This window comes from Pseudomonas guangdongensis (genome assembly GCF_900105885.1).
Lineage (GTDB): Bacteria > Pseudomonadota > Gammaproteobacteria > Pseudomonadales > Pseudomonadaceae > Geopseudomonas > Geopseudomonas guangdongensis.
The window spans coordinates 2448916-2475754 of the sequence record NZ_LT629780.1 but is presented as its reverse complement, the minus strand read 5'-3'; the positions used below and the strand labels follow the sequence as shown (position 1 = coordinate 2475754).

23 protein-coding genes are annotated in these 26839 nt (G+C 68.9%); 12 read left to right on the top strand and 11 right to left on the bottom strand.

Going from position 1 to position 26839, the window contains the following annotated elements; all coding sequences use genetic code 11:
* Positions 1–153 precede the first annotated feature (153 nt).
* The 4 genes from exaA (at position 154) to BLU22_RS11675 (ending at position 3937) form a co-directional block, all read left to right on the top strand.
* Complete coding sequence (gene exaA / locus BLU22_RS11690; protein ID WP_090214676.1) at positions 154–2028, top strand: quinoprotein ethanol dehydrogenase; 1875 nt, start codon at positions 154–156, stop codon at positions 2026–2028.
* Positions 2029–2177: 149 nt separating this feature from the next.
* Entirely contained in the window at positions 2178–2822 is a 645-nt protein-coding gene (locus BLU22_RS11685; protein ID WP_090214674.1) for a pentapeptide repeat-containing protein, read from the top strand.
* 69 nt (positions 2823–2891) lie between these two features.
* Positions 2892–3284 carry a MerR family transcriptional regulator gene (locus BLU22_RS11680; protein ID WP_090214671.1) on the top strand — a complete coding sequence of 131 codons (393 nt, stop codon included), beginning with the start codon at positions 2892–2894 and terminating at the stop codon, positions 3282–3284.
* A gap of 59 nt (positions 3285–3343) precedes the next feature.
* Complete coding sequence (locus BLU22_RS11675) at positions 3344–3937, top strand: NAD(P)H-dependent oxidoreductase (RefSeq protein ID WP_090214669.1); 594 nt, start codon at positions 3344–3346, stop codon at positions 3935–3937.
* 16 nt (positions 3938–3953) lie between these two features.
* Here BLU22_RS11675 and BLU22_RS11670 read toward each other — a convergent pair whose 3' ends face one another.
* From BLU22_RS11670 to BLU22_RS11660, 3 genes are read right to left on the bottom strand one after another with little or no spacing between them, the layout of a single operon-like run.
* Complete coding sequence (locus BLU22_RS11670) at positions 3954–4592, bottom strand: response regulator (RefSeq protein WP_090214666.1); 639 nt, start codon at positions 4590–4592, stop codon at positions 3954–3956.
* Positions 4589–5854, bottom strand: coding sequence for a sensor histidine kinase (locus tag BLU22_RS11665; protein ID WP_090214663.1), 1266 nt, complete (start codon positions 5852–5854; stop codon positions 4589–4591). Before BLU22_RS11665 ends, BLU22_RS11670 begins: the two co-directional genes overlap by 4 nt.
* 25 nt (positions 5855–5879) lie before the next feature.
* A complete protein-coding gene (locus BLU22_RS11660; protein WP_090214660.1) occupies positions 5880–6317 on the bottom strand; it encodes a cupredoxin domain-containing protein in 438 nt (145 codons plus the stop codon).
* Positions 6318–6468: 151 nt separating this feature from the next.
* Here BLU22_RS11660 and BLU22_RS11655 point away from each other — a divergent pair, with 151 nt between their 5' ends.
* The 6 genes from BLU22_RS11655 to BLU22_RS11630 all read left to right on the top strand — a co-directional run bounded on the left by BLU22_RS11655 (position 6469) and on the right by BLU22_RS11630 (position 11593).
* Positions 6469–7641, top strand: a complete 1173-nt coding sequence (locus BLU22_RS11655; protein WP_157718994.1) for an ABC transporter substrate-binding protein — start codon at positions 6469–6471, stop codon at positions 7639–7641.
* Positions 7642–7731: 90 nt separating this feature from the next.
* A complete protein-coding gene (locus tag BLU22_RS11650; protein WP_090214657.1) occupies positions 7732–8703 on the top strand; it encodes a YVTN family beta-propeller repeat protein in 972 nt (323 codons plus the stop codon).
* Positions 8700–9422, top strand: a complete 723-nt coding sequence (locus tag BLU22_RS11645; RefSeq protein ID WP_090214655.1) for an ABC transporter ATP-binding protein — start codon at positions 8700–8702, stop codon at positions 9420–9422. Before BLU22_RS11650 ends, BLU22_RS11645 begins: the two co-directional genes overlap by 4 nt.
* Complete coding sequence (locus BLU22_RS11640; RefSeq protein WP_090214653.1) at positions 9419–10210, top strand: ABC transporter permease; 792 nt, start codon at positions 9419–9421, stop codon at positions 10208–10210. Before BLU22_RS11645 ends, BLU22_RS11640 begins: the two co-directional genes overlap by 4 nt.
* 129 nt (positions 10211–10339) lie before the next feature.
* Positions 10340–10885: a PQQ-dependent catabolism-associated CXXCW motif protein gene (locus tag BLU22_RS11635; RefSeq protein WP_090214650.1), complete on the top strand. Its 546-nt coding sequence runs from the start codon at positions 10340–10342 to the stop codon at positions 10883–10885.
* Between the two features lie 42 nt (positions 10886–10927).
* Positions 10928–11593, top strand: a complete 666-nt coding sequence (locus tag BLU22_RS11630) for a response regulator transcription factor (RefSeq protein WP_090216420.1) — start codon at positions 10928–10930, stop codon at positions 11591–11593.
* Positions 11594–11635: 42 nt separating this feature from the next.
* Here the strand turns inward: BLU22_RS11630 and BLU22_RS11625 are convergent, their stop codons facing one another.
* From BLU22_RS11625 to BLU22_RS11605, 5 genes are all read right to left on the bottom strand, one after another.
* Positions 11636–12646 carry a zinc-dependent alcohol dehydrogenase family protein gene (locus tag BLU22_RS11625; protein WP_090214647.1) on the bottom strand — a complete coding sequence of 337 codons (1011 nt, stop codon included), beginning with the start codon at positions 12644–12646 and terminating at the stop codon, positions 11636–11638.
* A 94-nt stretch (positions 12647–12740) separates the two neighbouring features.
* On the bottom strand, positions 12741–15380 hold the full coding sequence (gene nahK / locus BLU22_RS11620; RefSeq protein ID WP_090214644.1) for a hybrid sensor histidine kinase/response regulator NahK/ErcS': 2640 nt from the start codon (positions 15378–15380) through the stop codon (positions 12741–12743).
* The gene (nosP, locus tag BLU22_RS11615) at positions 15310–16473 is read right to left on the bottom strand and encodes a nitric oxide-sensing protein NosP (protein WP_173867177.1); all 1164 of its coding nucleotides are present in this window, start codon (positions 16471–16473) and stop codon (positions 15310–15312) included. The genes nahK and nosP overlap by 71 nt, the downstream gene beginning before the upstream one ends.
* A gap of 230 nt (positions 16474–16703) precedes the next feature.
* A complete protein-coding gene (locus BLU22_RS11610; protein WP_090214642.1) occupies positions 16704–17888 on the bottom strand; it encodes a porin in 1185 nt (394 codons plus the stop codon).
* Between the two features lie 387 nt (positions 17889–18275).
* The gene (locus BLU22_RS11605) at positions 18276–20858 is read right to left on the bottom strand and encodes an insulinase family protein (protein ID WP_231975241.1); all 2583 of its coding nucleotides are present in this window, start codon (positions 20856–20858) and stop codon (positions 18276–18278) included.
* Between the two features lie 496 nt (positions 20859–21354).
* Between BLU22_RS11605 and BLU22_RS15410 the strand changes: the two genes are divergently transcribed.
* The gene (locus tag BLU22_RS15410; protein WP_090214637.1) at positions 21355–23358 is read left to right on the top strand and encodes a methyl-accepting chemotaxis protein; all 2004 of its coding nucleotides are present in this window, start codon (positions 21355–21357) and stop codon (positions 23356–23358) included.
* 435 nt (positions 23359–23793) lie between these two features.
* Here the strand turns inward: BLU22_RS15410 and BLU22_RS11595 are convergent, their stop codons facing one another.
* The 3 genes from BLU22_RS11595 to BLU22_RS11585 all read right to left on the bottom strand — a co-directional run bounded on the left by BLU22_RS11595 (position 23794) and on the right by BLU22_RS11585 (position 25619).
* On the bottom strand, positions 23794–24369 hold the full coding sequence (locus BLU22_RS11595) for a PIN domain-containing protein (RefSeq protein WP_090214635.1): 576 nt from the start codon (positions 24367–24369) through the stop codon (positions 23794–23796).
* Positions 24369–24833, bottom strand: a complete 465-nt coding sequence (locus tag BLU22_RS11590; protein ID WP_090214632.1) for a helix-turn-helix domain-containing protein — start codon at positions 24831–24833, stop codon at positions 24369–24371. Before BLU22_RS11590 ends, BLU22_RS11595 begins: the two co-directional genes overlap by 1 nt.
* 108 nt (positions 24834–24941) lie before the next feature.
* Positions 24942–25619: an alpha/beta fold hydrolase gene (locus BLU22_RS11585; protein WP_331713904.1), complete on the bottom strand. Its 678-nt coding sequence runs from the start codon at positions 25617–25619 to the stop codon at positions 24942–24944.
* Between BLU22_RS11585 and BLU22_RS11580 the strand changes: the two genes are divergently transcribed.
* A protein-coding gene (locus BLU22_RS11580) for an IS3 family transposase (protein WP_090214585.1) occupies positions 25582–26744 on the top strand; the annotation gives its coding sequence in 2 pieces (ribosomal slippage) (positions 25582–25837 and positions 25837–26744; 1164 coding nt in all). The genes BLU22_RS11585 and BLU22_RS11580 overlap by 38 nt on opposite strands.
* Positions 26745–26839: the final 95 nt, after the last annotated feature.

Genomic DNA, 26839 nt, shown 5'->3' with positions numbered 1-26839 from the left:
CCCTTGGTAGCAGAGCAAGTCGTTGTTTAGAAAGGGATTTTTTCCCGAGGAGCGCGGGAAGGCTTCCCTATCCGGGGAACCGGTGCGCGGCCACCATCGGGGTGAGCGGCTGCTTCGCGGCAGCCTTCCACCACCGATCAGGGATACCGCCCCATGACAACAACAAAGCTCCTGCCATCCACTCCGCACCTGCTGGGCCGCACCATCCATTGCCTGGTCCTGGCCGCCGGCCTCGGCCTCGGCGTGCCGGCCATGGCCAAGCCGGTGACCTGGGAAGACATCGCCAACGACCACGTCAGCACCCAGAACGTGCTGCAGTACGGCATGGGCACCCACGCCCAGCGCTACAGCCCGCTGGCCCAGGTCAACGCCGACAACGTGTTCAAGCTGACCCCGGCCTGGTCGTTCTCCTTCGGCGACGAGAAGCAGCGCGGCCAGGAGTCCCAGGCCGTGATCCATGACGGGGTGATCTACGTCACCGGCTCCTACTCGCGGGTGTTCGCCCTCGACGCCAAGACCGGCAAGCGCCTGTGGAGCTACAGCCACCGCCTGCCCGACGACATCCGCCCGTGCTGCGACGTGGTCAACCGCGGCGTGGCCATCTACGGCGACAAGGTCTACTTCGGCACCCTGGACGCGCGCGTCGTGGCGCTGAACAAGGACACCGGCAAGGTGGTGTGGAACAAGAAGTTCGGCGACCACGGCGCCGGCTACACCATGACCGGCGCGCCGACCATCGTGAAGGACGGCAAGAGCGGCAAGGTGCTGCTGATCCACGGCAGCTCCGGCGACGAGTTCGGCGTGGTCGGCCAGCTGTTCGCCCGCGATCCGGAAACCGGCGAGGAAGTCTGGATGCGCCCGTTCGTCGAGGGCCACATGGGCCGCCTCAACGGCAAGGAAAGCACCCCGACCGGCGACATCAAGGCACCCTCCTGGCCGGACGATCCCAACCACCCGACCGGCAAGAAGGAAGCCTGGAGCCAGGGCGGCGGCGCGCCGTGGCAGAGCGCCAGCTTCGATGCCGAAACCAACACCATCATCATCGGCGCCGGCAACCCGGCGCCCTGGAACGGCTGGGCGCGCACCGCCGACGGCGGCGATCCCAAGGACTACGACAGCCTGTACACCTCCGGCCAGGTCGGCGTCGACCCGACCACCGGCGAGGTGAAGTGGTTCTACCAGCACACCCCCAACGACGCCTGGGACTTCTCCGGCAACAACGAGCTGGTGCTGTTCGACTACAAGGACAAGTCCGGCAAGACCGTCAAGGCCACCGCCCACGCCGACCGCAACGGCTTCTTCTATGTAGTCGACCGCGCCAACGGCAAGCTGCAGAACGCCTTCCCGTTCGTCGACGGCATCACCTGGGCCAGCCACATCGACCTCAAGACCGGCCGCCCGGTGGAAGTCGAAGGCCAGCGCCCGCCGCTGCCCGAACCCGGCCAGAAACACGGCAAGTCCATCGAAGTCTCCCCGCCGTTCCTCGGCGGCAAGAACTGGAACCCGATGGCCTACAGCCAGGACACCGGACTGTTCTACGTGCCGGCTAACCACTGGAAGGAGGACTACTGGACCGAGGAGGTCACCTACAAGAAAGGCTCCGCCTACCTCGGCCAGGGCTTCCGTATCAAGCGCATGTACGACGACCACGTCGGCATCCTGCGCGCGATGAACCCGACCACCGGCAAGGTCGCCTGGGAGCACAAGGAGAAGCTGCCGCTGTGGGCCGGCGTACTGGCCACCAAGGGCAACCTGGTGTTCACCGGCACCGGCGACGGCTACTTCAAGGCCTTCGACGCCAAGACCGGCAAGGAGCTGTGGAAATTCAACGTCGGCACCGGAATCATCTCCCCGCCGGTCACCTGGGAGCAGGACGGCGAGCAGTACATCGGCGTGACCGCCGGCTACGGCGGCGCGGTGCCGCTGTGGGGTGGCGACATGGCCGAGCTGACCAAGCCGGTCGCCCAGGGCGGCTCGTTCTGGGTGTTCAAGCTGCCGAGCTGGGACAGCAAGACCGCCCAGCGCTGAGCAACGGCCCCCGGACGTCTCTCCGCCGCCCGGGGCCGACGGGGGCGCGCTGCGCCCCCGTTCCTTGTCGCCCACCGCCCGCCGGGTGCGCGCCATGCGCACCCATTCCCCCTCACGGTGCGCACGGCGCACCCTACAGGAATGCCGCCATGAAACGACTCCTGCCTCTCGCCCTGCTGCTCGCCCCCCTTGCCCAGGCGGTCGCCGACGACGGCGTCACCGTCATCAACGGCTGCCGCCTGGAAGCGGAAAGCCAGTGCCCCGGCGCCGACCTGCGCGGCGCCGACCTGCGTCACCTGGACCTGCGCCGCATCAACCTGGCCGGCGCCGACCTCTCCGGCGCCGACCTGCGCCACGCCAACCTCGACCTGGCCAACCTGGAAAAGGCCAAGCTGCACCAGGCCGACCTGACCCGCGCCAGCCTGCAGCAGGCCAACCTGCGCCTGGCCGACTTTTCCGCCGCGCGGCTGGTGGCGATCAACGGCTGGGCCGCGCACGGCCAGGCCACCCGCTTCACCGGCGCCGACCTGACCGGCGCCAACCTGGAGTTCGCCCGCCTGTCCGCGGCGCGCCTGCACGATGCCAACCTCACCGCCGCCAACCTGGAAATGGCCTGGCTGAACAAGGCCGACTTCAAGGGCGCGACCCTGCGCGACGCCAACCTGCAGGAAGCCAAGATCAACGACGCCAACCTGGAGGCCGTCGACCTCGCCGGCGCGCGCCGCCACTACGCCACCTTCCAGGGCACCCACATGGAAGGCTGCCGCGAGTGTCCGCTCGACTGGGAGAAGTGACCCCGCCGGCTTGCGCCGCGCGGCCTTGCCCGGCAGGCTGACGGCCTTCTTTCGCGACAGGGAATCGTCATGCGCATCGGCACACTGGCCACCCTCAGCGGCGCCACGCCACGAGCGATCCGCCTCTACGAGCGCCTCGGCCTGCTCGACGGAGTGGCGCGCCACGGCAGCTATCGCCACTACGCCGCCAGCCACCTGGAGCGGATCCGCCTGATCCGCCAGGCCCAGCAGCTCGGCTTCCGGCTCGCCGAGCTGGGCGAGCTGCTGCGTCCCGGCGCCGACGGCGCGCCGGACTGGCAGGCGCTGCTCGGCCACCTGCAGCACAAGCGCCGCGAGGCACTGGAGGAAATCGCCGCGCTGCAACGCCGCGCCGAGGCACTGCAGCGCACCGCCGACGAGCTGCGCGCCTGCCTGGAGAAGCGCGACGCCAGCCGCCTCGCCGACTGCCGCGTCCCGGCTTGACTCTGCCCCATGGGACAGGGCGCAGACTGCGCGCCCCGTCCTCGTTCCGGTACTCCCCCATGCTCCCGCGCAACGTCCTGCTGATTCTCGCCAGCCCCGCCGACAGCTTCGGCGCGGCGCTGGCCGACGCCTATGCCGATTCCGCCGAGCACGCCGGCCACCGGGTCGAACGCCTCGCCCTCGACACCCTGGACTTCGACCCGCTGCTGCACCACGGCTACCGCCGCGAGCAGGCGCTGGAGGCGGATTTGCAGGCGGCGCGCCAGGCGCTGCTGCGCGCCGACCACCTGGTGTTCGTCTATCCGGTCTGGTGGGGCAGCGTGCCGGCGCTGCTCAAGGGCTTTCTCGACCGCCTGCTGCTGCCCGGCTTCGCCTTCCGCTACCGGCCGGGCCAGGCCATGCCCGAGCGCCTGCTCGGCGGGCGCAGCGCGCAGCTGCTGGTGACCATGGACAGTCCGCCCTGGTACTTCCGCTGGGTGACCGGCGCGCCGGCCATCGCCCAGATGAAGCGCGCCACCCTGGAGTTCTGCGGCATCCGCCCGGTCGCCGTGGCCTGCTTCGGGCCGCTGCAGGACAGCACGCCGGCACGCCGCGAGCGCTGGCTGGCCGAGGCCCGCGCGCTGGGCGCCGTTCTGCCGCCAGCGCGCCGCTGAGCGGCCGAACGGCGCTTCAGGCCACGCCGACCCGCAGCAGCCCGGTGTCGATGGCCAGATGCACCAGCTCGCTCTGACTGCCGACCTGCAGCTTGTTCTTCAGCAGGGTCTGGTAGTTGGACACCGTCTTGGCGCTGATGCACAGCTTTTCGGCGATCTGCCGCAGGGCGACGCCGCGGGCCAGCAGCACGAAGATCTCCAGCTCGCGCTGGGTCATGCCGCGCAGGCGCGGGTCCTGACCTTCCTGACCGGCGCAGGCCAGCGCGGTGGCCAGACCGTGCTCGATGTAGGTATGCCCGGCCAGCACCTTGCGCACCGCCTCCAGCAGCACCTGCGGCGGCGCACTCTTGGTCAGATAGCCACGCGCGCCGGTCTCCAGCGCCTTGCGCACCACCGGCAGCTCGTCGTGCATGCTGAAGAACAGCACGCGCAGCTGCGGCTCGCGGGCCAGCAGGCGCCGGGCGGTTTCCAGGCCGCTGATGCCGGGCAGGCCGACGTCGAGGATCAGCAGGTCCGGGCACTCGCGGGCGACCCGCTGCAGCACGTCCTCGCCGTTGTCCGCCTCACTCACCACGACATCATCGAGCAGGGTCGCCAGCAGGCTGGCATAGCCCTGGCGCACCACCGCATGGTCGTCGACGATCAGGATGTTCATGCAGTCCACTCCCGCCAAGGAATCTCCACACACAGACGCAGGCCGCGCGGCGCGGCGTCGTGCAGTTGCAAGGCGGCGCCGAGGCAGCGCGCCCTCTCGCGCATCGAGCGCAGGCCGACGCCCTCGCGCAGCGGCGTCGGCAGGCCATGCCCGTCGTCGCACACCTCCAGGCGCAGGTCGGCGCCGCGACAGGTCAGGCGCACCTCGGCGCGCTGCGCGCCGGCATGCCGGGCGACGTTGGTCAGCGCCTCCTGCAGCAGGCGGAACACGTGCGCGCGCGCCTCGTCGCGCAGGCGCGGCAGCGCATCGTCCAGCTCCAGCGCGCAGGGCAGCCCCTGCTGCGCCTGCCACTGCTCGACGTGCTGACGCACCGCCTCGCCGAGGCCGAGGTGCTCCAGCATCACCGGATAGAGATCGCGCACCAGACGGCGGAAGCTCTGCTGCATCTGCTCGCTGGTGTCCTGCAGGCGCCGGCTGATCGCTGCGACCTGCTGCGGCTGGTCGTGGCAATGGCCGAGCAGGTAGAGCTGGGCGCGCATGCCGGCGAGGATCTGCCCGACATCGTCGTGCAGCGCCTGGGCCAGGCGGGTGCGCTCGCGCTCCTGGGTGTCCAGCAGGGCGGCGGTCAGCGCCTGGTTGTCGGCGCCGGCCTGCTGCAGGGCCTGGGCCATGGCGTTGACCTGCCCGGCCAGGCGCCGCGCCTCGGGCTGCGCGTACTCGGGCAGGCGGGTATCCAGCGCGCCGCCGGCAATCGCCTGCAGGGCGCGCAGCACCTCGGTGAGCAGGCCGAGACCGCGCCCCACCAGCCAGGCGCTGGCGCCCAGGCACAGCAGCCAGGCGACGAGAAACAGCGCCAAGAGCTGCAGCAGCGACTCCCACACCTCGTCCAGCTCGTCGAGCGGGCTGACGCGGATGCTCAGGCTGCGCCCGTCGCTCAGCGCCACCCGGTACACCGGCAGGTCGGCGAAGCGCCCGGCCAGCCAGTGCGCCAGAGGATTGTCCACGGCGCCGCCGCGGGCGTCGTCGCCCCAATCCAGCTCCAGATGGCGCAGGTTGGCGGTCAGGCTGGCGTCGAGCAGCGCCGGATCGTCCGCCGCGCGCAGGGCGAGGAAGCGCGCCACGCTGTCGGCGGCCTGCAGTTCGCGGCGGATGTCCAGCTCGGCCTGGCGCAGCACCAGCGCCAGACAGACCAGCAGCACGGCGAGGAACAGGGCGCTGACCAGCAGGCTGGCGCGACCCAGGGCGGAAAGCGGCGCGGCCATGGCTCAGGCCTCGACAGTCGGGTTGTCAGCGCACCACGAAGGTGCCCTGCATGCCCTTGCCTTCCAGCCCCTTGTTGTAGAAGCGGAACTTGCCGGGCTTGATCGGCACGAAGTAGATCTCCGCCTCGCCGACATCCTCGAACTCCAGTTCGGTGAGGGTCACCGCCTTGATCTCCACGCCGCCGGCCTCAACCTTGCGCAGGTAGATGGCGGTGGCGAATTCCGGCGCCTGGAAGGCGTACTCCTTGCGCCCGGTGGAAACGATCTTCAGCTGGTAGGCCTTGCCGGTCTCCAACTGGTACTCGGTCTGCGACAGGCTGTAGTCGCTGGCCTCCGAGCCCATCACCAGGTCGGGCAGCGCCTCGGTGCGGCGGGTCAGGTCGCCGGCGGCGTGGCTGGTGTCGAAACCGACCATGCCGAGAATCAGCAGGACGGGCAGGCACAGGGTTCTGAGCGAAGACATGGCGGGGTTCCTTATTGTCGTTGTAGGCCCATCCTAAAAGCTGCATCCCGCCGCCGGACCAGTACCTTGGTACCGGTCCGGCGCTACTTTCTGCATATTTGCCCAGCCTCCCGCCCTTCCTAAGCTGGCAGCATCCCCAAGGAGGCTGTCCATGCGCACACTGCTGCCCTGCCTGATCACCACCCTCGGCCTGCTGGCGACCGGCGTCGCCCAGGCCGCGCTGGACATCCGCATCGGCTACCTGGAGCACACGCCCGAGCGCGGCCCGGTGCTGTCCAACGTCATTCCCGAACCGGAGGACGCCGGCCTGCGCGGCGCCGAACTGGCCATCGCCGACAGCAACAGCACCGGGCGCTTCCTCAAGCACAGCTACCGGCTGGAAAGCGCCGAGGCCGCCAGCGGCGCAGCGCTGCTCGAGCGGGCACGCGCCCTGCACGCGACCGGCCTGCGCCTGTTCGTGGTCAATGCCCCGGTCGACAGCCTGCGCCAGCTGGCCGCGGCGCTGCCGGACAGCCTGCTGTTCAACGCCGGCAGCGCCGACGACGCCCTGCGCACCGACGCCTGCGCGAGCAACGTGCTGCACACCCTGCCCAGCCGCGCGATGCTCGCCGACGCCCTCGGCCAGTTCCTCGCCGTGCGCAAGTGGAACCGCGCCCTGCTGATCCCCGGCCCGACCGAAGACGACGCGGCCTACGCCGACGCCCTGCGCCGCGCCGCCAAGCGCTTCGGGGTGAAGATCGTCGCCGAGAAGCCGTGGAGCTTCGACAACGACCAGCGCCGCAGCGCCCAGGCCGAGATGCCGCTGTTCACCCAGACCGCCGAGTACGACGTGGTGCTGGTCGCCGACGAGCGCGGCGACTTCGGCGAGTACGTGCCCTACCACACCTGGTACCCGCGCCCGGTGGCCGGCACCCAGGGCCTGACCCCGACCGGCTGGCACAAGACGGTGGAAACCTACGGCGCCGCCCAGCTGCAGAAGCGCTTCGAGGAGCACGCCAAGCGCTGGATGAACGACCGCGACTTCGCCGCCTGGATCGCCGTGCGCAGCGTCGCCGCCGCGGTCGGCAGGCTGAAAAGCAGCGATCCGGCGGCGATCCGCCAGCTGGCGCTGTCCGGCGAACTGCCGCTGGACGGCTTCAAGGGCCGCAAGCTGAGCTACCGCGACTGGAACGGCCAGCTGCGCCAGCCGATCCCCGTGGTGCACCCGCGCGCGCTGGTCACCACCTCGCCGCAGGACGGCTTCCTGCACCCGCTCACCGACCTCGACAGCCTGGGCTTCGACCGCCCGGAAAGCCGCTGCAACCTGGCCGCCAACGGCGGCTGAAGCCAGCCCGCCCATACCTGCGACTGCGGCCTTGCAGGGTGCGCCGCGCGCACCCATGAACCGCCCGACAACCACAACAAGAGGCCCACCATGCACAAGACCCTGCTCGCCACCCTGATCGCCGCGCCGCTGCTGGGCGCCGCCGGCCCGCTGCTGGCCGCCACCGCCTATGTGTCCAACGAGAAGGACAACACCCTCAGCGTGATCGACCTCGACAAGCTGGAAACGGTGGAAACGCTGGAGGTCGGCATGCGCCCGCGCGGCCTGACCCTGTCCAGCGACAACAAGCTGCTGTACATCTGCGCCAGCGACTCCGACCGCGTGCAGGTGATGGATCTGGCCACCCGCAAGATCGTCAAGGAGCTGCCCTCCGGCGCCGACCCCGAGCAGTTCGCCCTGCACCCCAACGACAAGTGGCTGTACATCTCCAACGAGGACGACGCGCTGGTCACCGTGGTCGACGTCGACAGCGAGCAGGTGCTGGCGCAGATCGACGTCGGCGTCGAGCCGGAAGGCATGGCGGTCAGCCCGGACGGCAAATGGGCGGTGAACACCAGCGAAACCACCAGCATGCTGCACTGGATCGACACCGCCACCCACGAGCTGGTCGACAACACCCAGGTCGACCAGCGCCCGCGCCACGTCGAGTTCAGCCAGGACGGCAAGCTGCTGTGGGCCTCGGCGGAGATCGGCGGCACCGTCACGGTGATCGACGTCGCCAGCCGCCAGCCGGTCAAGGTGCTCAACTTCGCGATCAAGGGCGTGCACCCGGACAAGGTGCAGCCGGTCGGCGTCAAGCTGAGCAGCGACGGCAAGTACGCCTTCGTCGCCCTCGGCCCGGCCAACCACGTGGCGGTGGTCGATGCCAAAACCTACGAGGTGCTCGACTACCTGCTGGTCGGCCGCCGCGTCTGGCACATGGCCTTCACCCCCGGCGAGCAGCAGCTGCTGACCACCAACGGCGTCAGCGGCGACGTCTCGGTGATCGACCTGGCCAGCCTCAAGGTCACCAAGTCGATCAAGGTCGGCCGCTACCCGTGGGGCGTGGTGGTGACGCCATGATCGGCCTCGCGGCGAGTGGCGTGAGCTTCGCCTACGGCACGCGCCAGGCCCTCAGCGGGCTGGACTTCAGCCTGGCGCCCGGGCGCTTCAACGCCCTGCTCGGCCCCAACGGCGCCGGCAAGTCGACCCTGATCGCCCTGCTCACCCGCCTCTACGACCTGCAGGAGGGCGACATCCGCATCGGCGACTGCTCGATCCGCGCGCAGCCGCGCCGCGCGCTGGCGCAGATCGGCGTGGTGTTCCAGCAGAGCACCCTCGATCTCGACCTCTCGGTGGAGCAGAACCTGCGCTACCACGCCGCCCTGCACGGCCTGCCGCGTGGCGTGGCGGCCGAGCGCATCGCGCTGGAGCTGGCCCGCCAGCAGCTCGCCGAGCGCCGCCGCGAGCCGGTGCGCGCACTCAACGGCGGCCACCGCCGCCGGGTGGAGATCGCCCGCGCGCTGCTGCACCAGCCGCAGCTGCTGCTGCTCGACGAGGCCAGCGCCGGCCTCGACCCGGCCAGCCGCCAGGCGCTGAACCAGCACGTGCGCCGGCTGTGCGCCGAGGACGGCCTCACCGTGCTGTGGACCACCCACCTGTTCGACGAGGTGCAGGCCGACGACCCGCTGCTGATCCTCCATCGCGGCCGCCTGGTGGCCCGCGGCACGGCGGCGAACCTGGCCGAAGGCGGCGAGGACCTGTCCGCCAGCTTCGCCCGCCTCACCGAGGTTGCCGCATGACCGCTTACCTGGAATGCCTGCGCGGCATCGTCCTACGCGAATGGCTGCGCTTCGTCCAGCAGCGCTCGCGCTTTCTCAGCGCGCTGGTGCGCCCGCTGCTGTGGCTCTTGGTGTTCGCCGCCGGTTTCCGCGCTGCGTTAGGGATAGCCATCATCGAGCCCTACGACACCTACATCACCTACGAGACCTACATCGTCCCCGGTCTGGCCTGCATGATCCTGCTGTTCAACGGCATGCAGGGCTCGCTGTCGATGGTCTACGACCGCGAGATGGGCAGCATGCGCGTGCTGTTGATGAGCCCGCTGCCGCGGCCGTTCCTGCTCGCCGCCAAGCTGCTGGCCACCAGCCTGCTGTCGCTGCTGCAGGTCTACGCCTTCCTCGCCATCGCCTGGCTGTACGGCGTGCAGCCGCCGGCCTGGGGCCTGCTCTGCGCGTTGCCGGCGCTGCTGCTCGCCGCGCTGATGCTGGCGGCGCTGGGGCTGCTGCTGTCCAACGGCATCCGCCAGCTGGAGAACTTCGCCGGGGTGATGAACTTCGTGATCTTCCCGCTGTTCTTCCTGTCCTCGGCGCTCTATCCGCTATGGAAGATGCGCGAGGCCAGCGAATGGCTGTACTGGCTGTGCGCCCTCAACCCGTTCAGCCACGCGGTGGAGCTGGTGCGCTTCGCCCTCTACCAGCGCCTGAGCGTCACCGCCCTGCTGGTCTGCCTGGGCGTCACCCTGCTGTGCGCGGCGCTGGCCGTACTGACCTTCAACCCGCAGCACGCCGCGCTCAGGCGCAACGCCTAGGGCGCGCCATGGATGACGGACTTTTCGCAAAATTACTACTTTGGTGCCGCCTTTCGCCTCCATCGTAGAATTCCCAAAGCACTGCGCCTGGCCGATAAATAGTCGCAAACAACAAGGGAAACCCCTGCCATGTCGCGACTGCTCGCTGCCGTGCTCTGCCTGCCGCTGCTGTGCGGCCTGCTCTCCGCCCAGGCCGGAGAGGATGCGCTGTTCTCCACCGACGGCTATCGCCTGGACCGCTACCGCAGCCCCACCCCGGCCACGGTGGACGGTGCTCGGACCGTCGATACCGCCACCCTGCAGCGCCTGCTGGACGGCCCCGAGCAACCGGTGCTGATCGACGTGTTCCGCCGCCCCTGGCTGCACGGCCAGTTCGCCAGCGACGAGCCGCACCAGAACATCCCCGGCAGCCTGTGGCTGGCCAACGTCGGCGAGGGCCGTCTGGAATCTCGCTGGTCGGACTATTTCGCCCACTACCTCAAGCAGGCCAGCGGCGGCGACCGCGACCGCGCGCTGGTGTTCTACTGCAAGTCCGACTGCTGGCTGTCGTGGAACGCCAGCAAGCGCGCCGCCGCGCTGGGCTATACCCGGCTGTACTGGTACCGTGACGGCGTCGATGCCTGGCAGCAGGCCGGACTGCCGCTACAGGCCGCCACCCCCGCACCGCTGCCTTGAATGCCGCACCCCATCGATAACGACAAGAATCTGGTGAAGGCCATGTACAAGATCCTGATTGCCGACGACCACCCGCTGTTCCGCGAAGCCATCCACAACGTCATCAGCGACGGCTTCGCGGGCTGCGAGGTGATGGAAACCTCCGACCTCGACAGCGCCCTGGCCCTGACCCAGGAACACGACGACCTCGACCTGATCCTGCTCGATCTGAACATGCCCGGCATGCACGGCCTCAACGGCCTGATGACCCTGCGCAACGAGGCGCCGACCATTCCGGTGGTGATCGTCTCCGCCGAGGAAGACAAGCAGATCGTCCTGCAGGCCATCACCTACGGCGCGGTCGGTTTCATCACCAAGTCCTCGCCGCGCGCGCAGATGACCGAGGCCATCGAGCAGATACTCAACGGCAACGTCTACCTACCCTCGGAGATCATCCGCTCCAGCAAGCCCAGCGCGCGGCGGGTCGGCCACGACGAGCCGGGCATCCCGCCGGAACTGCTGCAGGCGCTGACCCGCAAGCAGCTCTTGGTACTGGAGCGCATGACCAAGGGCGAGTCCAACAAGCAGATCGCCTACAACCTCGACATCGCCGAGACCACGGTCAAGGCCCACGTCTCCGCCATCCTGCGCAAGCTCGGCGTGCACAACCGCGTGCAGGCCATCCTCAGCGCCGGCGACATCGACTTCAGCGCCTATCTGCGCCGCTGAGCCCACAAGGTGGTGCGGCTCGTCGCAACGGGCCGCACCACCTCAGAACTCCAGGCAGATCTTGCCGAAGTGGCGGTTGCTTTCCTGATAGCGGAAAGCCGCGACGATCTCTTCCAGCGCGAAGCGGCGGTCGATCTGCGGACGCAGGCCGCTGGCCTCGATGGCGCGAATCATGTCCTGCTGCTGCGCACGGCTGCCGACCAGCACACCCTGCAGGCGGATCTGCTTGAGCAGTGCCGGGATGATCGGCAGCTCGCCGCCCAGACCGGTGAGAATGCCGATCAGCGAAATGTGCCCGCCGACCCGTACCGCCTCCATCGACTGCGCCAGGGTGCCCGGCCCGCCGACTTCGATGACATGATCGACGCCGCGCCCGCCGGTCAGCTCGTGCACCCGCGCGCCCCACTCCGGCGTGCGGCGGTAATTGATGGTCGCGCCAGCGCCCAACGCCCGCAGGCGCTCCAGCTTGGCGTCGCAGGACGAGGTGGCGATCACCGTGGCACCGGCCAGGCGGGCGAACTGCAGGGCGAACACCGAGACCCCACCGCTGCCCTGCACCAGCACGCTATCGCCCGGCTTCAGGCCGCCGTCAGCCATCAGCGCGCGCCAGGCGGTCAGCCCCGCGGTGGTCAGGGTCGCCGCCTCGGCATGGCTCCAGCCGCGCGGCGCACGGGTGAAGGCGCTCGCCGCAGCGGTGACGAACTCGCGGGCATAACCGTCGACGCCATCGCCCGGCACCGTGGCGAAGCCCTCAACCTGCGGCTCGCCGGCCAGCCAGGTGGGGAAGAAGGTACTGACCACCGCATCGCCGACGGCGAACTCCTCGACGCCCTCGCCCACCGCGATCACCTCGCCGGCGCCGTCGGCCATCGGGATGCGCGGCTCGCTCGGCCCCCACATGCCGCTGACCACCGCGAAGTCGTGATAGTTGAGCGAACTGGCGTGCAGCCGCACGCTGATCTCGCCCGCCCGCGGCGCGGCGGCCTGCGACTGGCCGACCAGCACCCGCTCGTAACCGCCGCCCGCCTGAACATGGATTGCCTTGCCTTGCATCGCTCGACTCCTCGTCTCGCTCTCGGGAAATGCCTGCTGTCGAGCCGCAGCGCCAGGGTGAATAGGCGGCAGCGCGCTTATCCAGCCCGCCGCCTCAGCAGCGACTGCGCTCCAGCAGATGGCTCATCGCCGTCTTCAGCTTCATCGGCCGCACCGGCTTGTGCATCAGCACCTGGCCGAGTTCGCGCATCTGCAGCTTGAGGTCGTTGCTGTAGTTGGCGGTGATCATCAGCACCGGCAGCGGCGCGCTGCGCCGGGCGTTGAGTTCCTCGACCAGTTCGGCGCCGGTGTGGCCGTTGTCGAGGTGGTAGTCGACGAGCAGAATGTCGGCCTCGCCCTGCACGGTGTCGACCTGGCGGGCGAGGTCGTCGCCGGACAGCGCGGTGACCACCTGGCAGCCCCAGCCTTCCAGCAGGGTGCGCATGCCGGCGCAGATCGCCGCGTCGTTGTCGACCACCCAGACCCGCGCGCCCTGCAGGTGTTCGCCGGGCGGCGCCGGCAGTTCGCTCTGCTCGCGCGGGCGCGCCACGCTGCGCGCGTAGGGCACCTCGACGGCGAAGCAGGAGCCGATGCCCTCGCGCGAATACACGCGGATGCGGTGGCCGAGCATGCGCACGATCTTCTCGACGATGGCCAGACCCAGCCCCAGGCCGCGGTCCTGGGTGGCGCGCACCGGGGCGCCGCGCTTGAACTCCTGGAAGATCTCGCCGAGCTTGTCCGGGGCGATGCCGGCGCCGGTGTCCCACACCTCGATGGACAGCCCGCCGGGACGCCGCCGGCAGCCGAGCAGCACGCGGCCGCTGGCGGTGTAGCGGATGGCGTTGCTGAGGAAGTTGCGCAGCACCCGCGCCAGCAGCTGGGTGTCGCTCTTGACCAGCGCCGAGCTGGGCACGAAGTCGAGGGTCAGCCCTTCGCTGGCGGCGATCTGGTGGTATTCGGCGGCGAGGTTGTCGAGCAGGTCGGCGATGGCGAAGGCGCCGACGTCGGGCTTGATCACCCCCGCATCCAGCTTGGACACGTCGACCAGGGTGCCGAGCAGGCTTTCCACGTCCTCCAGCGAGTTGCTGACGTTGCGGATCAGCCCGGCGCTGGGCGCCGGCACCGGCTGTTCGAGCAGCGCGCTGGTGAACAGTCGCGCGGCGTTGAGCGGTTGCAGCAGGTCGTGGCTGACCGCGGCAAGGAACTTGGTCTTCGACAGGTTGGCCTGTTCGGCCTCGCGCTTGGCCTCGCGCAGGCGCGCCTCGGCGCGGGCGCGCTCGTCGATCTCCTCGCGCAGCTGGCTGTTCACCGCGGTCAGTTCGGCGGTGCGCTCGCGCACCCGGCGCTCGAGGTTCTGGTAGGCCTGGTGCAGGGCCTCGGCGGTGCGCCGGCGTTCGGTGATGTCGCGGATCAGCACGAAGATGCCGAGCACCTCGCCGCCCGGCTGGCGGTTGGGCACGTAGGAACGCAGCATGTAGCGCTCCTGGCCAGCCTGGTTGCGCTCGGCGACCTCGAAGGTGACGTTCTCGCCGGCGAAGGCGCGTGCGATGTACGGTTCGAGCAGCCGGCAGTGCTCCTCGCTGTGCACCGCATGGATGCTCTGGCCGAGCATGGCGCCGCGTGGCCAGCTGTACCACTCGTCGTAGACGCGGTTGGTGAACTCGTAGGTGAGATCGCCGCTGATGTAGGCGATCAGCGCCGGCACCTGGTCGGTGATCAGGCGCACCCAGCGTTCGCTCTCGCGCAGGGTCTCGGCGTAGCGGTAGCGTTCGGTGATGTCGGTGTAGGTGTTGACGTAGCCGCCCGCGGGCATCGGGTGGGTGCGCACCTCGAGCACGCGACCGTCACTCAGGCGCTGTTCGCGCTCGCGCAGCGGACGGCCGCTGATATCGCAGCTGTCCGGGGTGAGCAGCTCCAGTTCGCTGTCGGCCATCACCTCGGCGAACGGCCGGTGCGCCTCGATCGGCGCCAGGCCGCTGAGTTCAAGGAAGCGGCCGTTCCACAGCTCCAGCTCGCCCTCGGCGTTGATCACCGCGACGCCCTGGGACAGGTTGTCCATGGTCCGCTGCAGCAGGCGCGACTTCTGCGCCACCGCCTGTTCGCGGCGCGCGGTCTCATTGACCTTCACCTCGGTGATGTCGGTGTAGAGGATCACCAGGCCGCCCTCGCGGGTCGGCCGCTCGCTGACCTGCACCCAGCGGCCATCGTGCAGACGATAGAGGGTGCGCTCCTGCTCGGCGCCGCCGTGTTCCTCGACCACCAGCCCGGAACTGATCGCCAGGCGCTTGACCTCGGTCAGGCGCATGCCGCGGCGGATGCGGCTCTGCAGATCGCCCCAGAGGGACTGGAAGCGGCGGTTGAACAGCAGGATGCGCTGCTCGGCGTCGAACAGCACGAAGGCGTCGGAGATGCTCTCGATGGCGTCGATCAGGTGCTGGTGGGCGGTCTCGGCGCGGCCGCGCGCCTCGCTGAGCAGCGCATTGCTGGTCTGCAGCTCGGTCATCGCCCGGTTCAGCGCGTCGGTGCGCTCGCGCACCTGCTCGGCGAGCACCACCGAGTGCTGGAAGGCGGCGTAGGCGTCGGCGCCCTGCGGACCGGCGGACTCGACGCGCTCGATCAGTGCGGCGTTGATCCGTTCCAGCTTGAGGTTGCGCGCCTCCAGCTCGGCGAGCCGGACGCGCAGCTCAGCGGCACAGGCCCCGTCCGGGTCGGCCGATGGCGACGCCGGTGAAGGTCTGGTTGATGTGCATGCCATTGAACTGCTCCCCGTAGGTGTTGAAGCCGATCACGCGGTGGCGGACCAGCAGGCCGGCGGTGTCAGCCACCAGGCCGCGCGCTTCCACCTCCATGCGGCGCAGGAAGCAGTCGCACCCGATGGTCAGCAGCAGCGGGCCGAGGCGCTGTTCGAGGCCGTCGAACAGTGCCTGCAAGTTGGGCAGCAGCGGCCCGGGCTGCATGGCGGTAAGGACGATGCCGTTCTCCACCGCACAGTAGAAGGTCAGGCTGAGGTCGGGATTGACCCGCTGGATCGAGCGCATGTAGTACTGCCCGCCGAGACGCACCGCCAGCGGGTGCAGGGCGAAGGTCTTGAGGTCGAGCTGCTGCGGGTCGAGGCCGAGCAGGCGCGCGTACTCCAGCGCCGCCGGCTCGGCGTTCAGCTCGAACACCGTGCGGCTGGCCGGGTCGGCGGCGGTGACCACCAGCTTCTCGTCGCGCGGCTGGATGTGGTGGGTGGTGAACACCTCGAAGTCCAGCGCGGTGTGCACCAGCACCACCACTGCGGCGCCGGTGTGGAAGCGGCCGTCGTGGTAGACGTGGGTGCGGGTCAGGTGGTTGTCGTCGCCGGCCGAGCCGCCGAAGTGCGGGATGCGGCCGAAGGCGGCGTTGAGCGCGGAGAGCACCAGCTCCTCGCGGCTGGACAGGCCGTCGAGCAGGGTCAGGGCGAAGCTGTGCCCGGTGATCGGCTCGCGGCTGCTGCCGCGGCATTCCTCGGCCAGCTGGGCGACCACCTGCTGGGCGTCGAGCAGGCTGAAGCTGTCCAGCGCGTCGATGCGCGCGGCGGCGATGGAGAAGCTGCGATGATCGAAGCCGACCGCGCTGACGCAGCCGCGCCCGTAGCCCTGCGGGGTGATCTCGCCGGCGGTGGTGCAGCCGACCAGGCGCACGCCGCCGAAGTACTGCTCCAGCGCGGCGGCCAGCGCCGGCAGGTCGTATTCGGCGCTGCAGAAGAACAGCACGCAGCCCAGGTGCGGGTGCATCAGTTGGCGGGCCAGGTCCTGGGCCACGCTTTCCGCATCGCTGGATTCGGACAGGGCCATGCGGACGACGTCGTTCAGATCTTCTTCCACGTCGCCTCCGGGCCGGTAGAACAGACAGACAGGCGCATTCTAGAAAGGCGCGGGCGGCGGGCTAATGCTACTTGGGTACTGGCCGCGCCCCTTCTTTGGTCGCGGCGATCCCGCCCCGCCAACCGGGCACCCACAAGCACGAAGAGGAAAGCCTTGCGGCTTTCCTCTTCGGCAGTCGACAGGAGTTCGGGCGGGCGCGGGCGGAGTCGGGCTCCGGCCCGCGCACGACCTCAGAAGGCCAGCACCGCACCCACGGCGAAGGTGCGGGTGTCCTCGTCGAGGGCGGGGTTGTTCTTGCCGTCGATCTCGAACTGGTTCAGCTCGGCGACCAGCTTGAGGTTGTCGTTGATGTCGCGGAAGTAGGCGACGCCACGGGTTTCGTAGTCGGCAGCCAGGCTGGGACGTCCGACGGCCACCTGACCGTTGCCGTCATCCTTGGTCTTGCCGTAGGACAGGGCGATGCGGTTCTTGCCGAAGCGGTAGGAGCCCTGCAGCAGATAGCCGTCGCTGTCGACTTCGCGCAGGGTCGGCTCGGTCAGGTTGTTGGTGAAGAACGGGTTGATGCCCTCGGCCTGGAAGCCCGAGGCGGTCAGGCTCAGGCCGCCCATCCTGGCCTGCACGCCGTAGCCGATGCCGCTGGAGTCGACGTCCTCGACGCTGCTGTCGGTGTTCTCCGAAGTCTGCTGCATGGCGTTGAGCCAGGAGTAGATCTGCGCGCCGCCCACCTCGAACTGGTAGGTGATTTCGGTCTCGAAGCGCGGGTTTTCCTGATAGGCCTTGCCGGTCGAGCTGCTGTCGTTGGTATCGACCGGGTCCATGATGCCGGCGGCGATGCGCAGGCCGCTCATGTCCGGCGAGCGCCAGGTGATCTGCGAGGTCGGGAACGGATACGGGTAGCCGGTGCCGATGTTGCCGAAGGACACGCCGCCGCCATCGACCAGCACAAGGGTGTCGCTGACCTGGCCGTAACCGGCCAGCAGTTCGTCGAGCAGGATGTTGGAGCGGGCGAACAGGCCGAAGTCCTTGCCGAACAGCACCTCGCCCCACTGGTCGTTGCTGGCGGTGGCGTAGAACTGACGCACGTCGATGGCGGTACCGGTGCCGTTCTGCTCGCTGTCGTTGATGGTCACCCAGAACGAGGAGCGGCCGCCGAGCTTGATGTCGTCGACCTGCTTGCCGAAGTTGAAGCCGATGTAGTTGGGCAGGAAGCCCATCTTGACCCGCGACTGCTTGCGATCGAACTGCTCGCCGGCGCGATCCACGTCGCTGTTGACGTAGAAGGCGTTGAAGTAGCCATCGGTGGAGAAAGTGGTGCCATCCTTGTCGTACAGAACGATTTCGGCAGCAGCCGGCAGGCTGAATGCCAGGGCGGTGGCAGCCGCCAGAAGGGAGTAGCAGGCTTTGTTCTTGTTCATCTTGGTCTCCGCTTGCGTCAGGACGACTGCCTGATCCAACAGTCGCAGCGATTATCGGGAGCCGGCCGGCACGCCACGTATTCTGCGCAGGGCGCGGATCGCTCGTACTTTCGGAAGACCACAGGAGCCACGACCAAAGGCTCTCATCCCCTACCACCATGGAACGCCCGGGCACACCGCCGCGCCCGGCGCAGACGGTCGCCGGGCGGATGGGCGGATGGGCGGATGGGCGGATGGGACAATACGGACCGCCGCGCGACACGCGCCCGTTTCGAGCAGAGCGTGCGGAGAGCGGCAAGGAGGCAGGCGGGGCGGCAGGCGCACCGCTACGGGGGCGCTCCGGGCGCAGACAGGGAGAACGAGCCGCCGCGGCGGCCGGGCAGAACCTCAGCGGCCGAACAGCCAGTACCAGCTCGTATCGGGGCCGCCCAGCGCCATGGCCGCCCGGCACAGCTCGGCCTGCGACAGTTCCGCCAGCGCCGCGCGTACGGCCGCGGTCCAGCCGGCCGGCTCGGCGTTCAGCCAGGCCTGGCAGGCGCGCAGGCGGCGGGCGCGCTGCCCGTCGGCCTCGGCCAAGCTGTCGAGCACGGCCTGGCGCGCCTGCTGCAGGCGCGCCTCGGGCAGCGTCGCCAGCGCCGCCGCACCGTCCGCGACGAAACGGCGGATGGCCTCCTGCAGTTGCTCGGCGGAGGCGTGGGGCGACTGCACGCCGAACTGCAGCTCGATGCCCGCCTCGCCCGTCTGGAAACGGCTGAACAGGGCGTACCCCAGCCCCTGCTCGACCCGCAGCGCCTGATAGAACGCGCCCTGGCGCAATACCGCCAGCAGGCGCCAGGCGGCTTCCTCGCGCGGCGCGATGCGCGGCGCCAGCAGTCGCAGCAGAACCGCCTGCTCGTCGCCCCCCAGGCCGAGCCGGCGGCTGTGCACGCCGGGCTCGGGATGCGCCGGCGCGGGGGGCGGCGCCGGCACAGGCCGCCCCCAGCCCTGCAGCACCTGTCCGACCGCCTCCGGCACCGCGCCGAAATCCAGGCGGTGCAGCGCCGAGTCGCGCAGGAAGCCGCGCAGCAACGCCGGCAGCGCCTCATCGTCGATCTGCGCCAGCGCGGCAGCGGGCAGCGCCTCGTCGCCCGGCCGGCACTGCGCCGCCGGGTGGGTCAGCATCTGGCGCAACAGCATCTGCTGCGCGCCCTCGGTCTCCTGACGCCGCAACGCCACCCGCCAGGCCCCGCCGTCGCGGCAGTGCAGAGCCGCCAGCAGCGTCGACAGGACCGGCGCCAGCAACTGCGCCGGACCGCTCAGATGAAAACGCAGCTGGCCGGGGTGGGCCAGCGAGCACCAGTCGCAACCCGCCTGTCGCGCATCCGCCAGCGCCTCGCGCCAGTGCTGCGCCAGCGCCGCCTCGGCCAGCGGCGCACCCGCCAGGGCCACGCCCTGCGCATCCTCGCCGCGCCAGCACAGCAGCACCGCCGCATGCCCCGGACGCTGCATGGACGCGCCATCCGGCAACGCCGTTGCGGGACGGGGGCCGGACGGCAGGAAGGGGTTGGGCGGCGGCGTCTGCCAGCGCGGCGACCGGACAGCCGGCCACCCGGCCAGCGGGCGGGCCTGCCAGCGTACGGGGAACCAGGGCGTGGTCGCCGCGCAGGGCAGATGGGGCCGGGCGTACTGCACGATCATCCGTCGCCGCTCCAGCCGGGCCAGGCGCGCCGCCAGAGTCTCCAGCGTCACCGGCGGCCAGGGCCGCCAGTCGCCGCCCTGCTGGCGCCAGCGCTCGACCCACAGGGCGGCGCGCTCGAAGGCCGGCAGTTCGTACTCCTGCCAGGCCTGCTCGCGACAGATGGCCTGCCAGACCGGCTCGTCCGCCAGCAGCCGGGGATCCGCGGCGCAGCTTTCGAGCCAGTCGCAGCAGAGCGCGGCGATTGCCCGCTCATGGGCCGCGCCGGCATCCAGCAGGTCGACATGCAGGACCAGCAGGCCGCTGCCGGCATCCGCCGGCTGCACCTGTACCGCGAGCCGCTGCGCCCAGCCGCGGGCGCGTAACTCGCCGGCCAGACTGCCGGCGCCGGCCCGCTGCAGGGCCCGATCCAGCAGGGTCTGCAGGGGCTCCTGCAGCGCCGGCTCCAGCGCCAGCGGCCACCACAGGCTCATGCGCCGGATCGCTTCGGGTTGCTGCAGGAGCAGTTCGAGCGCCGGCTGCCCGGCCGGCCAGCAGTCGGGCCAGTCGGGCCAGTCGGGCTCGGGCTCGGGCTCGGGCTCGGGCGGAGCGGCCGGCAGCGCGCTCAACCGCTCGCGCACCTGACGCTCCAGCGCGTCGAGCGACTGGGGGCCGCTGATCAGCAGGCACAGGTTCGCCGCCCGGTAGTGACGGGCGTGCCAGTCGCGCAGGTCGGTCATGAACTGCGCGCTCTGCGGCTGCAGGGTATCCTGCGCGCCGGCATGGAAGCGCGACAGCGGATGCCCGGGATGCAGCTGCTCGGCGATGGCGCCCTGCACCTGCTGCGCGCCATCGGCGCAACGCGCCAGATACTCGGCGTGCAGGACCGCACGCTCGCGCAGCAGGCGTTCGCGGCAGAACAGCGGGCGGAACAGCAGATCGTCCAGCGCAGCGAGCGCCGCCGGCCACTCGCGGGCGGGCATCTCCAGCAAGTACAGGGTCTGCAGGGCCAGCGTGCGGGCGTTGTAGCGCCCGCCGTGGGCATGCACATAGTCGGCGAAGTCGCTCGCCCCGGGGCGTCCGTGGCTGCCGAGAAACAACGCGTGCTCGACGAAATGCGCCAGACCCGGCCAGCCCGCCGGCTCGTGGAAGCTGCCCGCCGCCAGACTGCCGGCCAGGGCGATGCGCGTCGCCTGCGGGTCGTGCAGCAGCGCCACCTGCACACCGTTCTCCAGGTGCAGGGTGCGCCGCGCCAGGGAGGGAAACTCGCAGCCCATGCCGATCACCGTATGCCAGAAACAGGCTCTAGCCTGCATGTCGGGATGGCGCCGGGCAATCCTGCCCAGGTAGCGCCGGGCACGCTACCAAAGTAGCGCGCGGGCTGCCCGCAGCAAGCGGATTCCGGCACGCCCATTGCTTAATCCCGGCACAGATCCGCCCGAGCGGCGGGAGCGCCAGGGCAGGAGGCACCTCTTCCGGCACGGGACTGGCCGCCACAACAGACAATGACGTCAAATACTCGTCGAATCGGGCATTTATTCTTCATTTTCATCACAACTAACACTTTTCATAACCATTGATCCGTGGGAAATTTGACGCTCCCTCTCCGCAAGGGAACCGCAACGGATGCAGGCCGCCGCTCTCGCCCGCGCCCCCGCGCACCGTTTTCGCCCAGGGGGCACGCGGGAGTACCGCGCCAGCCGATTCGTGTGGATCTAAAAACCGGGCCCGACCGCAGCGCAGCCGCGCCGCAACGGACGGGCAACCGTTTCATACCGCTGATGAGTCGAGGTGTACTTGGAAAGGAAGAAGATGAGCCTGCGCGCCAGGTTGCTGCTGTGCGTGGTATTGATCGTGCTGGTCGGCTTCGCCGCCACCGTCACGGTACTGAGCCAGCAGGCCGCCTCCATGCAGCATGACACGGCGCTCAGCTACGCCAACGAACGGGCCAAGCACGAAAGCATGGCCGTCTCGCTCACCATCGAGCACGCGCTGGACGCCGCACAGGTGCTGGCCGACGCGCTCGGCAGCCTGAGCGCAGACGGCCTGGCCGACCGCGAGATCGCCAACACCATCCTGCGCGGCGTGCTCGCCGGCAACAGCGGCTTCCTCGGCGTCTGGACCGGCTGGGAACCCGACGCCTTCGACGGCAAGGACGCGGAATACGTCGACAAGCCCGGCCACGACCAGAGCGGCCGTTTCGTTCCCTACTGGAACCGCGGCGCCGGCAGCCTGCAGGTCGAGGCGCTGATCGACTACGACAAGTCCGGCGCGGGCGACTATTACCAGCTGGCCAAGCAGACTCGCCGACCGGTACTGCTCGACCCCTACCCCTACACCGTGGCCGGCAAGGAAGTCCTGATCACCACCCTCACCGTGCCGATCATCCGCGACGGCCGCTTCCTCGGTGTGGCCGGCATCGACATCGCCCTGGCCAGCCTGCAGGAAATGGTCGGCAAACTGAAGATATTCGACAGCGGCTACGCCACCCTGCTGTCCAACAGCGGCACCGTCGTGGCCGACCGCGATGCCCGGCAGGTCGGTCAGGACATGACCGCCGTCGGCATCGACGAAGCGCTGCGCGCCGGCATCCAGGCGGGCACGCCCCATCGGGAGCGGATCACCGACAGCCGCCTGGACACCACCGTGACCCGCCTGTATGTGCCGATCCGGATCGGCGCCACGCCGACGCCCTGGACCTTCGTCGCCACCGTACCGGAAAACGAGGTGCTGGCCGGCATCAGCACCCTGCGCGCCGTGGCCGCCGGCCTCGGCCTGCTGAGCATCGTGCTGGTCTCCATCGGCCTGAGCATCGCCCTGGAGCGTCTGGTGCTGCGCCCCATCGGCGGCGATCCGGAAGATGCCGCAGCCATCGCCGACCGCGTCGCCCAGGGCGACCTCAGCCGGCCGATCCCACTGCGCGCCGGCGATACCCGCAGCCTGATGGCGCAGCTCAAGCACATGCAGGACAGCCTGCTGGCGGTGGTTTCCAGCGTGCGCCAGGGCTCGCAGGGCGTGGCGGTGGCCAGCGCGCAGATCGCCCAGGCCAACCAGGACCTGTCCTCGCGCACCGAGAGCCAGGCCAGCGCCCTGGAGCAAACCTCCGCCTCCATGGAGGAGCTGGGCACCACCGTGCAGAACAACGCCGAAGGCGCCGCCCAGGCCAACCAGCTGGCCATGAGTGCATCCGAGGTGGCGACACGCGGCGGCGAGGTGGTCGACCGCGTGGTTTCCACCATGCGCGAGATCGACAACAGCTCGCGCCAGATGGCCGATATCGTCAGCGCCATCGACGGTATCGCCTTCCAGACCAACATTCTCGCCCTCAACGCCTCGGTCGAGGCTGCCCGCGCCGGCGAACAGGGCCGCGGCTTCGCCGTGGTGGCCAACGAGGTACGCACCCTCGCCCAGCGCTCGGCCAATGCCGCCAACGAGATCAAGCAGCTGATCACCGTCAACGTCGACCGCGTCGCCGCCGGCAGCAGCTTGGTCGACCAGGCCGGCAGCACCATGCAGGAGGTGGTCGAAGCCATCCAGCGGGTGACCGACATCATGGGCGAAATCAGCGCCGCCAGCCGCGAACAGAGCGCCGGCGTCGGCCAGGTCGGTCTGGCCGTCACCCAGATGGACCGCGCCACCCAGCAGAACGCCGCGCTGGTCGAGGAAATGGCCGCCGCCGCCGACAGCCTGCGCGGCCAGGCCGAGGAGCTGGTGCAGACGGTCGCGGTATTCAAGGTCGGCGCCGAGCGAGCCCAGTCCCCACAGACTGCGCCTCACACCCACACTCGCCGAGTGGCCGAGGCCGAAACCTTCTGAGGCACATACACAGCCCCCTGCGAGCGCAGAGGGGCTCCGCCTCCGGCGAGGTCCAGCCAGGCTCGCACCGGAGGCTTTCCGCCCCTCCCCGGTACGGCAGCGCTTATCCGGCAGGTGTCTGCTTCCGAGATGTCAGCCCGCTACAGCCGCCGTACATCCCAGGCTAAAACAACGCTTTCTCGTCGCGCCGATGATGGATCGTCGGGACGGAAATCAGAACCCGCGTGGATAAAGGGCTGCAGAGGGTCGGGTTTCGGCTTGTACCATTTTTGTACCGCCGAGATTTTCGAAGTGGCCCGATCACAGCCTCTTCGCCTTCGAGGATGATCGGCGAACGCCGTAGTTGGTGGTCACCCAAAGTACGGGGACGGGGCTTGATGAAAGCTCAGGAGATGACCCGCCCGGCAACATGCCAAAGCTCACGACATACGCCTGTCAGATCAACCGCTCATAGTCCGAGAGCAACTTGACGCTCTGCGTCAGCCCCTGCAACGAAAGCCGCTCAAGGAACTCCCGAGCAGTGCGCGGTGGGTTCTTCAACGATGCGCGCTGTGCCTGAGCCGCCTGCAGCACCGCCGCCTGATCCAGATCGAAAAGATCCGCGATGAAATCATCCGGGTGCATCGCCTCGACCTCGAACGGCTCCAGCACATCAGACGGGAAGTCCTTCAGATTGAACGTCACGATGACCGACGCCCCACACTTGATCGCCGCGGCCAGCACATGCCGATCATCCGGATCCGGCAGATTAAGCGAGCTACATAGCGACTCATGCCCGGTGACCAGAGCATCCGGCACTGCCCGGTCCATGGCAGAAGACGTGCGATCCAACTGTTCCCGAGAGAGATCCGGCCGGTTGAGCAGCAGGTTCTGCTTCCACTCCTCATGGATCTCAGCCGTCCAGCGCGCTCGATAAACGCCGGTCAGCGCCAGATGCATCAGGAAGTCGCGCAACGGCGCCGGATACAGAACATTGGCGTCATACACGGCGGTGAACGGCGAGTGCCTCATCAGTACCCCATCCCCAGCTCCTGGGCCTGCGCGGCGAGCTCATCCATCGCCTGACGGCTTTCGGCATCCCTGCGCTGCTTGTACGCCATCAGATCGGCGAACTTCACCCGGCGGTGGCGACCAACCTTGGTGTGCGGGATAGCGCTCTCATCCAGCAGCTTCACCAGATGGGGACGCGAGACGTTGAGCAAGTCCGCGGCTTCCTGAGTGGTGAGTTCCGCATGGATCGGCACGACCTTGACAGCGTTACCCATGGCCAGCTCGCCGAGGATTTCATCGAGCAGGCGCAGGGCGAAGACCGGCAGCTCGACCGTGTGCGAACGCTGCTCGTCGTCCACGATATCGATGCGCTGGGTTTCCAGCTTGGTCGACAGGAAGGCGGCAAGCTGGCGGCGCGACTCCACGGCGGCCGCGATCTCCTTGTCATCAGGGAGCATGGTGCGATCAAAGTCCGCGAGGGTCATGGGCTTCTCCAGAAAGAGTGTTGGTGCAGTCACACGACCTTTTAATCGAAACAAACGAAAACAGCAACAAACGAAATAAACGAAACGACCGATGGCGAACAGCCCCCGTCAGCCCTTCGCCAGATGCCTGTCGATCAACCCCGCCACCTCGGCCGCATGGGTAAAGCCCAGGTCGTGGCCGGCGCCGGGGAAGATGTGCAGCTCGGCGCGAGGCAGCAGTTCGGCGAGGCGCTGGCCGACGCGGACGGGGCTGATCGGGTCGGCGTCGCCCCAGAGCAGCAGCACCGGCATGTGCAGCTCGGCCAGCCGGGCAGTGAGGTCGGTGCGGTCGTCGAGGAACCAGCGCGGCAGATTCGGGTTGGCGGCGGCGAAGTCCGGGCGCCAGTCCTGCGCGCCCAGGGCGGACATGTCCACCCCGCCCGAGGTGACGGTCAGCACCAGATGGGTGACCCGCTCGGGCCGCTGCAGCGCCGCGCACACGGCGACGATGCCGCCCATGGACTGCGCCACCGGCGTGGTGGGCTGGTCGATCTCTGGCAGCACGCGGGCGACCAGATCGGCCATGCCGGTCACGCTCGGGTCGGGCGGCGTGCTGCCGAAGCCGGGCCAGCCGATATGGACCTGCTGCGCCGGGTGGGCAAGCCGCTCGGCGGCCGGGCGCCAGAACTCGGTGTTGCCGGAGGTGTAGTGGTCTACTGATCCCGGATACCGACTTAGGCGAAAATCATCGCCATTAGAGAGGTGTTCGATGAGCAGACAGCGACGTACGTTCTCAACCGAGTTCAAGCGCGAAGCCGCGACTCTGGTTCTGGACCAGGGGTATACCGTGGTGGAGGCCTGCCAGTCTTTGGGAGTGGTGGAGTCGGCACTGCGTCGATGGATCAAGCAGCTTCAGGATGAGCGCAATGGCATCACCCCGCAGAGCAAGGCGCTGACTCCCGAGCAGCAGAAGATCCAAGAGCTGGAGGCCAAGATCAACCGGCTGGAGCGGGAGAAAGCGATCCTAAAAAAGGCTACCGCTCTCTTGATGGCGGACGAACTCGAACGTACGCGCTGATAGACCAGTTGAGTGAGCAGGAGCCCGTGGAAATGGTCTGTTCAGCCTTCGATGTGCCGCGTTCGTGCTTCTACGACTATCGCGCTCGGCGTCATCGAGTCGATGCTCGTCGTGTAACCCTGCGCAGTCAGGTCAACCAGTTTTTCAGTGAAAGCCGCGGGGCTGCGGGCAGCCGCAGCATCATGGGCATGATGCGCGAGAGCGGTGTGATGATCGGTCGCTTTCAGGTGCGCAGCCTGATGCGTGAGCTGGGCCTCGTCAGCAAGCAGCCAGGCTCGCATGCGTACAGGTCAGCAACGGTTGAGCGTCCCTACATTCCGAACCTGCTGAACCGCGAGTTCACTGTCGAGCGTCCCAACCAGGTCTGGTGTGGTGACATCACCTATGTCTGGGCGCAGGGCCGCTGGCATTACCTGGCTGTGGTTCTGGATCTTCACGTTCGTCGCGTCATCGGCTGGGCCTTCTCTGACAGGCCGGATGCGGAGCTGGCTGCCCGTGCGTTGGACATGGCCTACGAGCAGCGTGGCAGACCGCAGAAGGTGATGTTCCACTCGGATCAGGGAAGCCAGTACGCCAGCCGCCTGTTCCGGCAACGGCTATGGCGTTACCGGATGCGGCAAAGCATGAGCCGGCGCGGCAACTGTTGGGACAACGCGCCGATGGAGCGGCTGTTTCGCAGCCTGAAGACCGAGTGGATACCCTCAACGGGCTACCTGTGTGCTCGGGAAGCTCGGCGTGATATCAGTCATTACCTGATGTATCGGTACAACTGGATCAGGCCGCATCAAGCCAACGACGGACTCCCGCCCGCCGTGGCCGAGAAAAAACTTAACCCACTGTCCGGGATGGCTTGACCACTACAAACAGCTTTTGAGTGGTACCCAGTCGGGCATGAAGTCGGCAACGTCAAAAGCGAAGGCGCTCAACTCATCATCCCTTGCACCACCTC

What these genes read in the sequence shown, in the direction of transcription:
- BLU22_RS11655 (WP_157718994.1), top strand. Translation starts at nt 6,469, where the DNA reads ATGCGCACACTGCTGCCCTGCCTGATCACCACCCTCGGCCTGCTGGCG.
- BLU22_RS11630 (WP_090216420.1), top strand. Translation starts at nt 10,928, where the DNA reads ATGTACAAGATCCTGATTGCCGACGACCACCCGCTGTTCCGCGAAGCC.
- BLU22_RS11670 (WP_090214666.1), bottom strand. Translation starts at nt 4,592, where the DNA reads ATGAACATCCTGATCGTCGACGACCATGCGGTGGTGCGCCAGGGCTAT.
- exaA (WP_090214676.1), top strand. Translation starts at nt 154, where the DNA reads ATGACAACAACAAAGCTCCTGCCATCCACTCCGCACCTGCTGGGCCGC.
- BLU22_RS11595 (WP_090214635.1), bottom strand. Translation starts at nt 24,369, where the DNA reads ATGAGGCACTCGCCGTTCACCGCCGTGTATGACGCCAATGTTCTGTAT.
- BLU22_RS11590 (WP_090214632.1), bottom strand. Translation starts at nt 24,833, where the DNA reads ATGACCCTCGCGGACTTTGATCGCACCATGCTCCCTGATGACAAGGAG.
- nahK (WP_090214644.1), bottom strand. Translation starts at nt 15,380, where the DNA reads ATGGCATGCACATCAACCAGACCTTCACCGGCGTCGCCATCGGCCGAC.
- BLU22_RS11660 (WP_090214660.1), bottom strand. Translation starts at nt 6,317, where the DNA reads ATGTCTTCGCTCAGAACCCTGTGCCTGCCCGTCCTGCTGATTCTCGGC.
- BLU22_RS11610 (WP_090214642.1), bottom strand. Translation starts at nt 17,888, where the DNA reads ATGAACAAGAACAAAGCCTGCTACTCCCTTCTGGCGGCTGCCACCGCC.
- BLU22_RS11675 (WP_090214669.1), top strand. Translation starts at nt 3,344, where the DNA reads ATGCTCCCGCGCAACGTCCTGCTGATTCTCGCCAGCCCCGCCGACAGC.
- BLU22_RS11680 (WP_090214671.1), top strand. Translation starts at nt 2,892, where the DNA reads ATGCGCATCGGCACACTGGCCACCCTCAGCGGCGCCACGCCACGAGCG.
- BLU22_RS11640 (WP_090214653.1), top strand. Translation starts at nt 9,419, where the DNA reads ATGACCGCTTACCTGGAATGCCTGCGCGGCATCGTCCTACGCGAATGG.
- BLU22_RS11650 (WP_090214657.1), top strand. Translation starts at nt 7,732, where the DNA reads ATGCACAAGACCCTGCTCGCCACCCTGATCGCCGCGCCGCTGCTGGGC.
- BLU22_RS11685 (WP_090214674.1), top strand. Translation starts at nt 2,178, where the DNA reads ATGAAACGACTCCTGCCTCTCGCCCTGCTGCTCGCCCCCCTTGCCCAG.
- BLU22_RS11635 (WP_090214650.1), top strand. Translation starts at nt 10,340, where the DNA reads ATGTCGCGACTGCTCGCTGCCGTGCTCTGCCTGCCGCTGCTGTGCGGC.
- BLU22_RS11645 (WP_090214655.1), top strand. Translation starts at nt 8,700, where the DNA reads ATGATCGGCCTCGCGGCGAGTGGCGTGAGCTTCGCCTACGGCACGCGC.
- BLU22_RS11665 (WP_090214663.1), bottom strand. Translation starts at nt 5,854, where the DNA reads ATGGCCGCGCCGCTTTCCGCCCTGGGTCGCGCCAGCCTGCTGGTCAGC.
- BLU22_RS15410 (WP_090214637.1), top strand. Translation starts at nt 21,355, where the DNA reads ATGAGCCTGCGCGCCAGGTTGCTGCTGTGCGTGGTATTGATCGTGCTG.
- BLU22_RS11625 (WP_090214647.1), bottom strand. Translation starts at nt 12,646, where the DNA reads ATGCAAGGCAAGGCAATCCATGTTCAGGCGGGCGGCGGTTACGAGCGG.
- BLU22_RS11605 (WP_231975241.1), bottom strand. Translation starts at nt 20,858, where the DNA reads ATGCAGGCTAGAGCCTGTTTCTGGCATACGGTGATCGGCATGGGCTGC.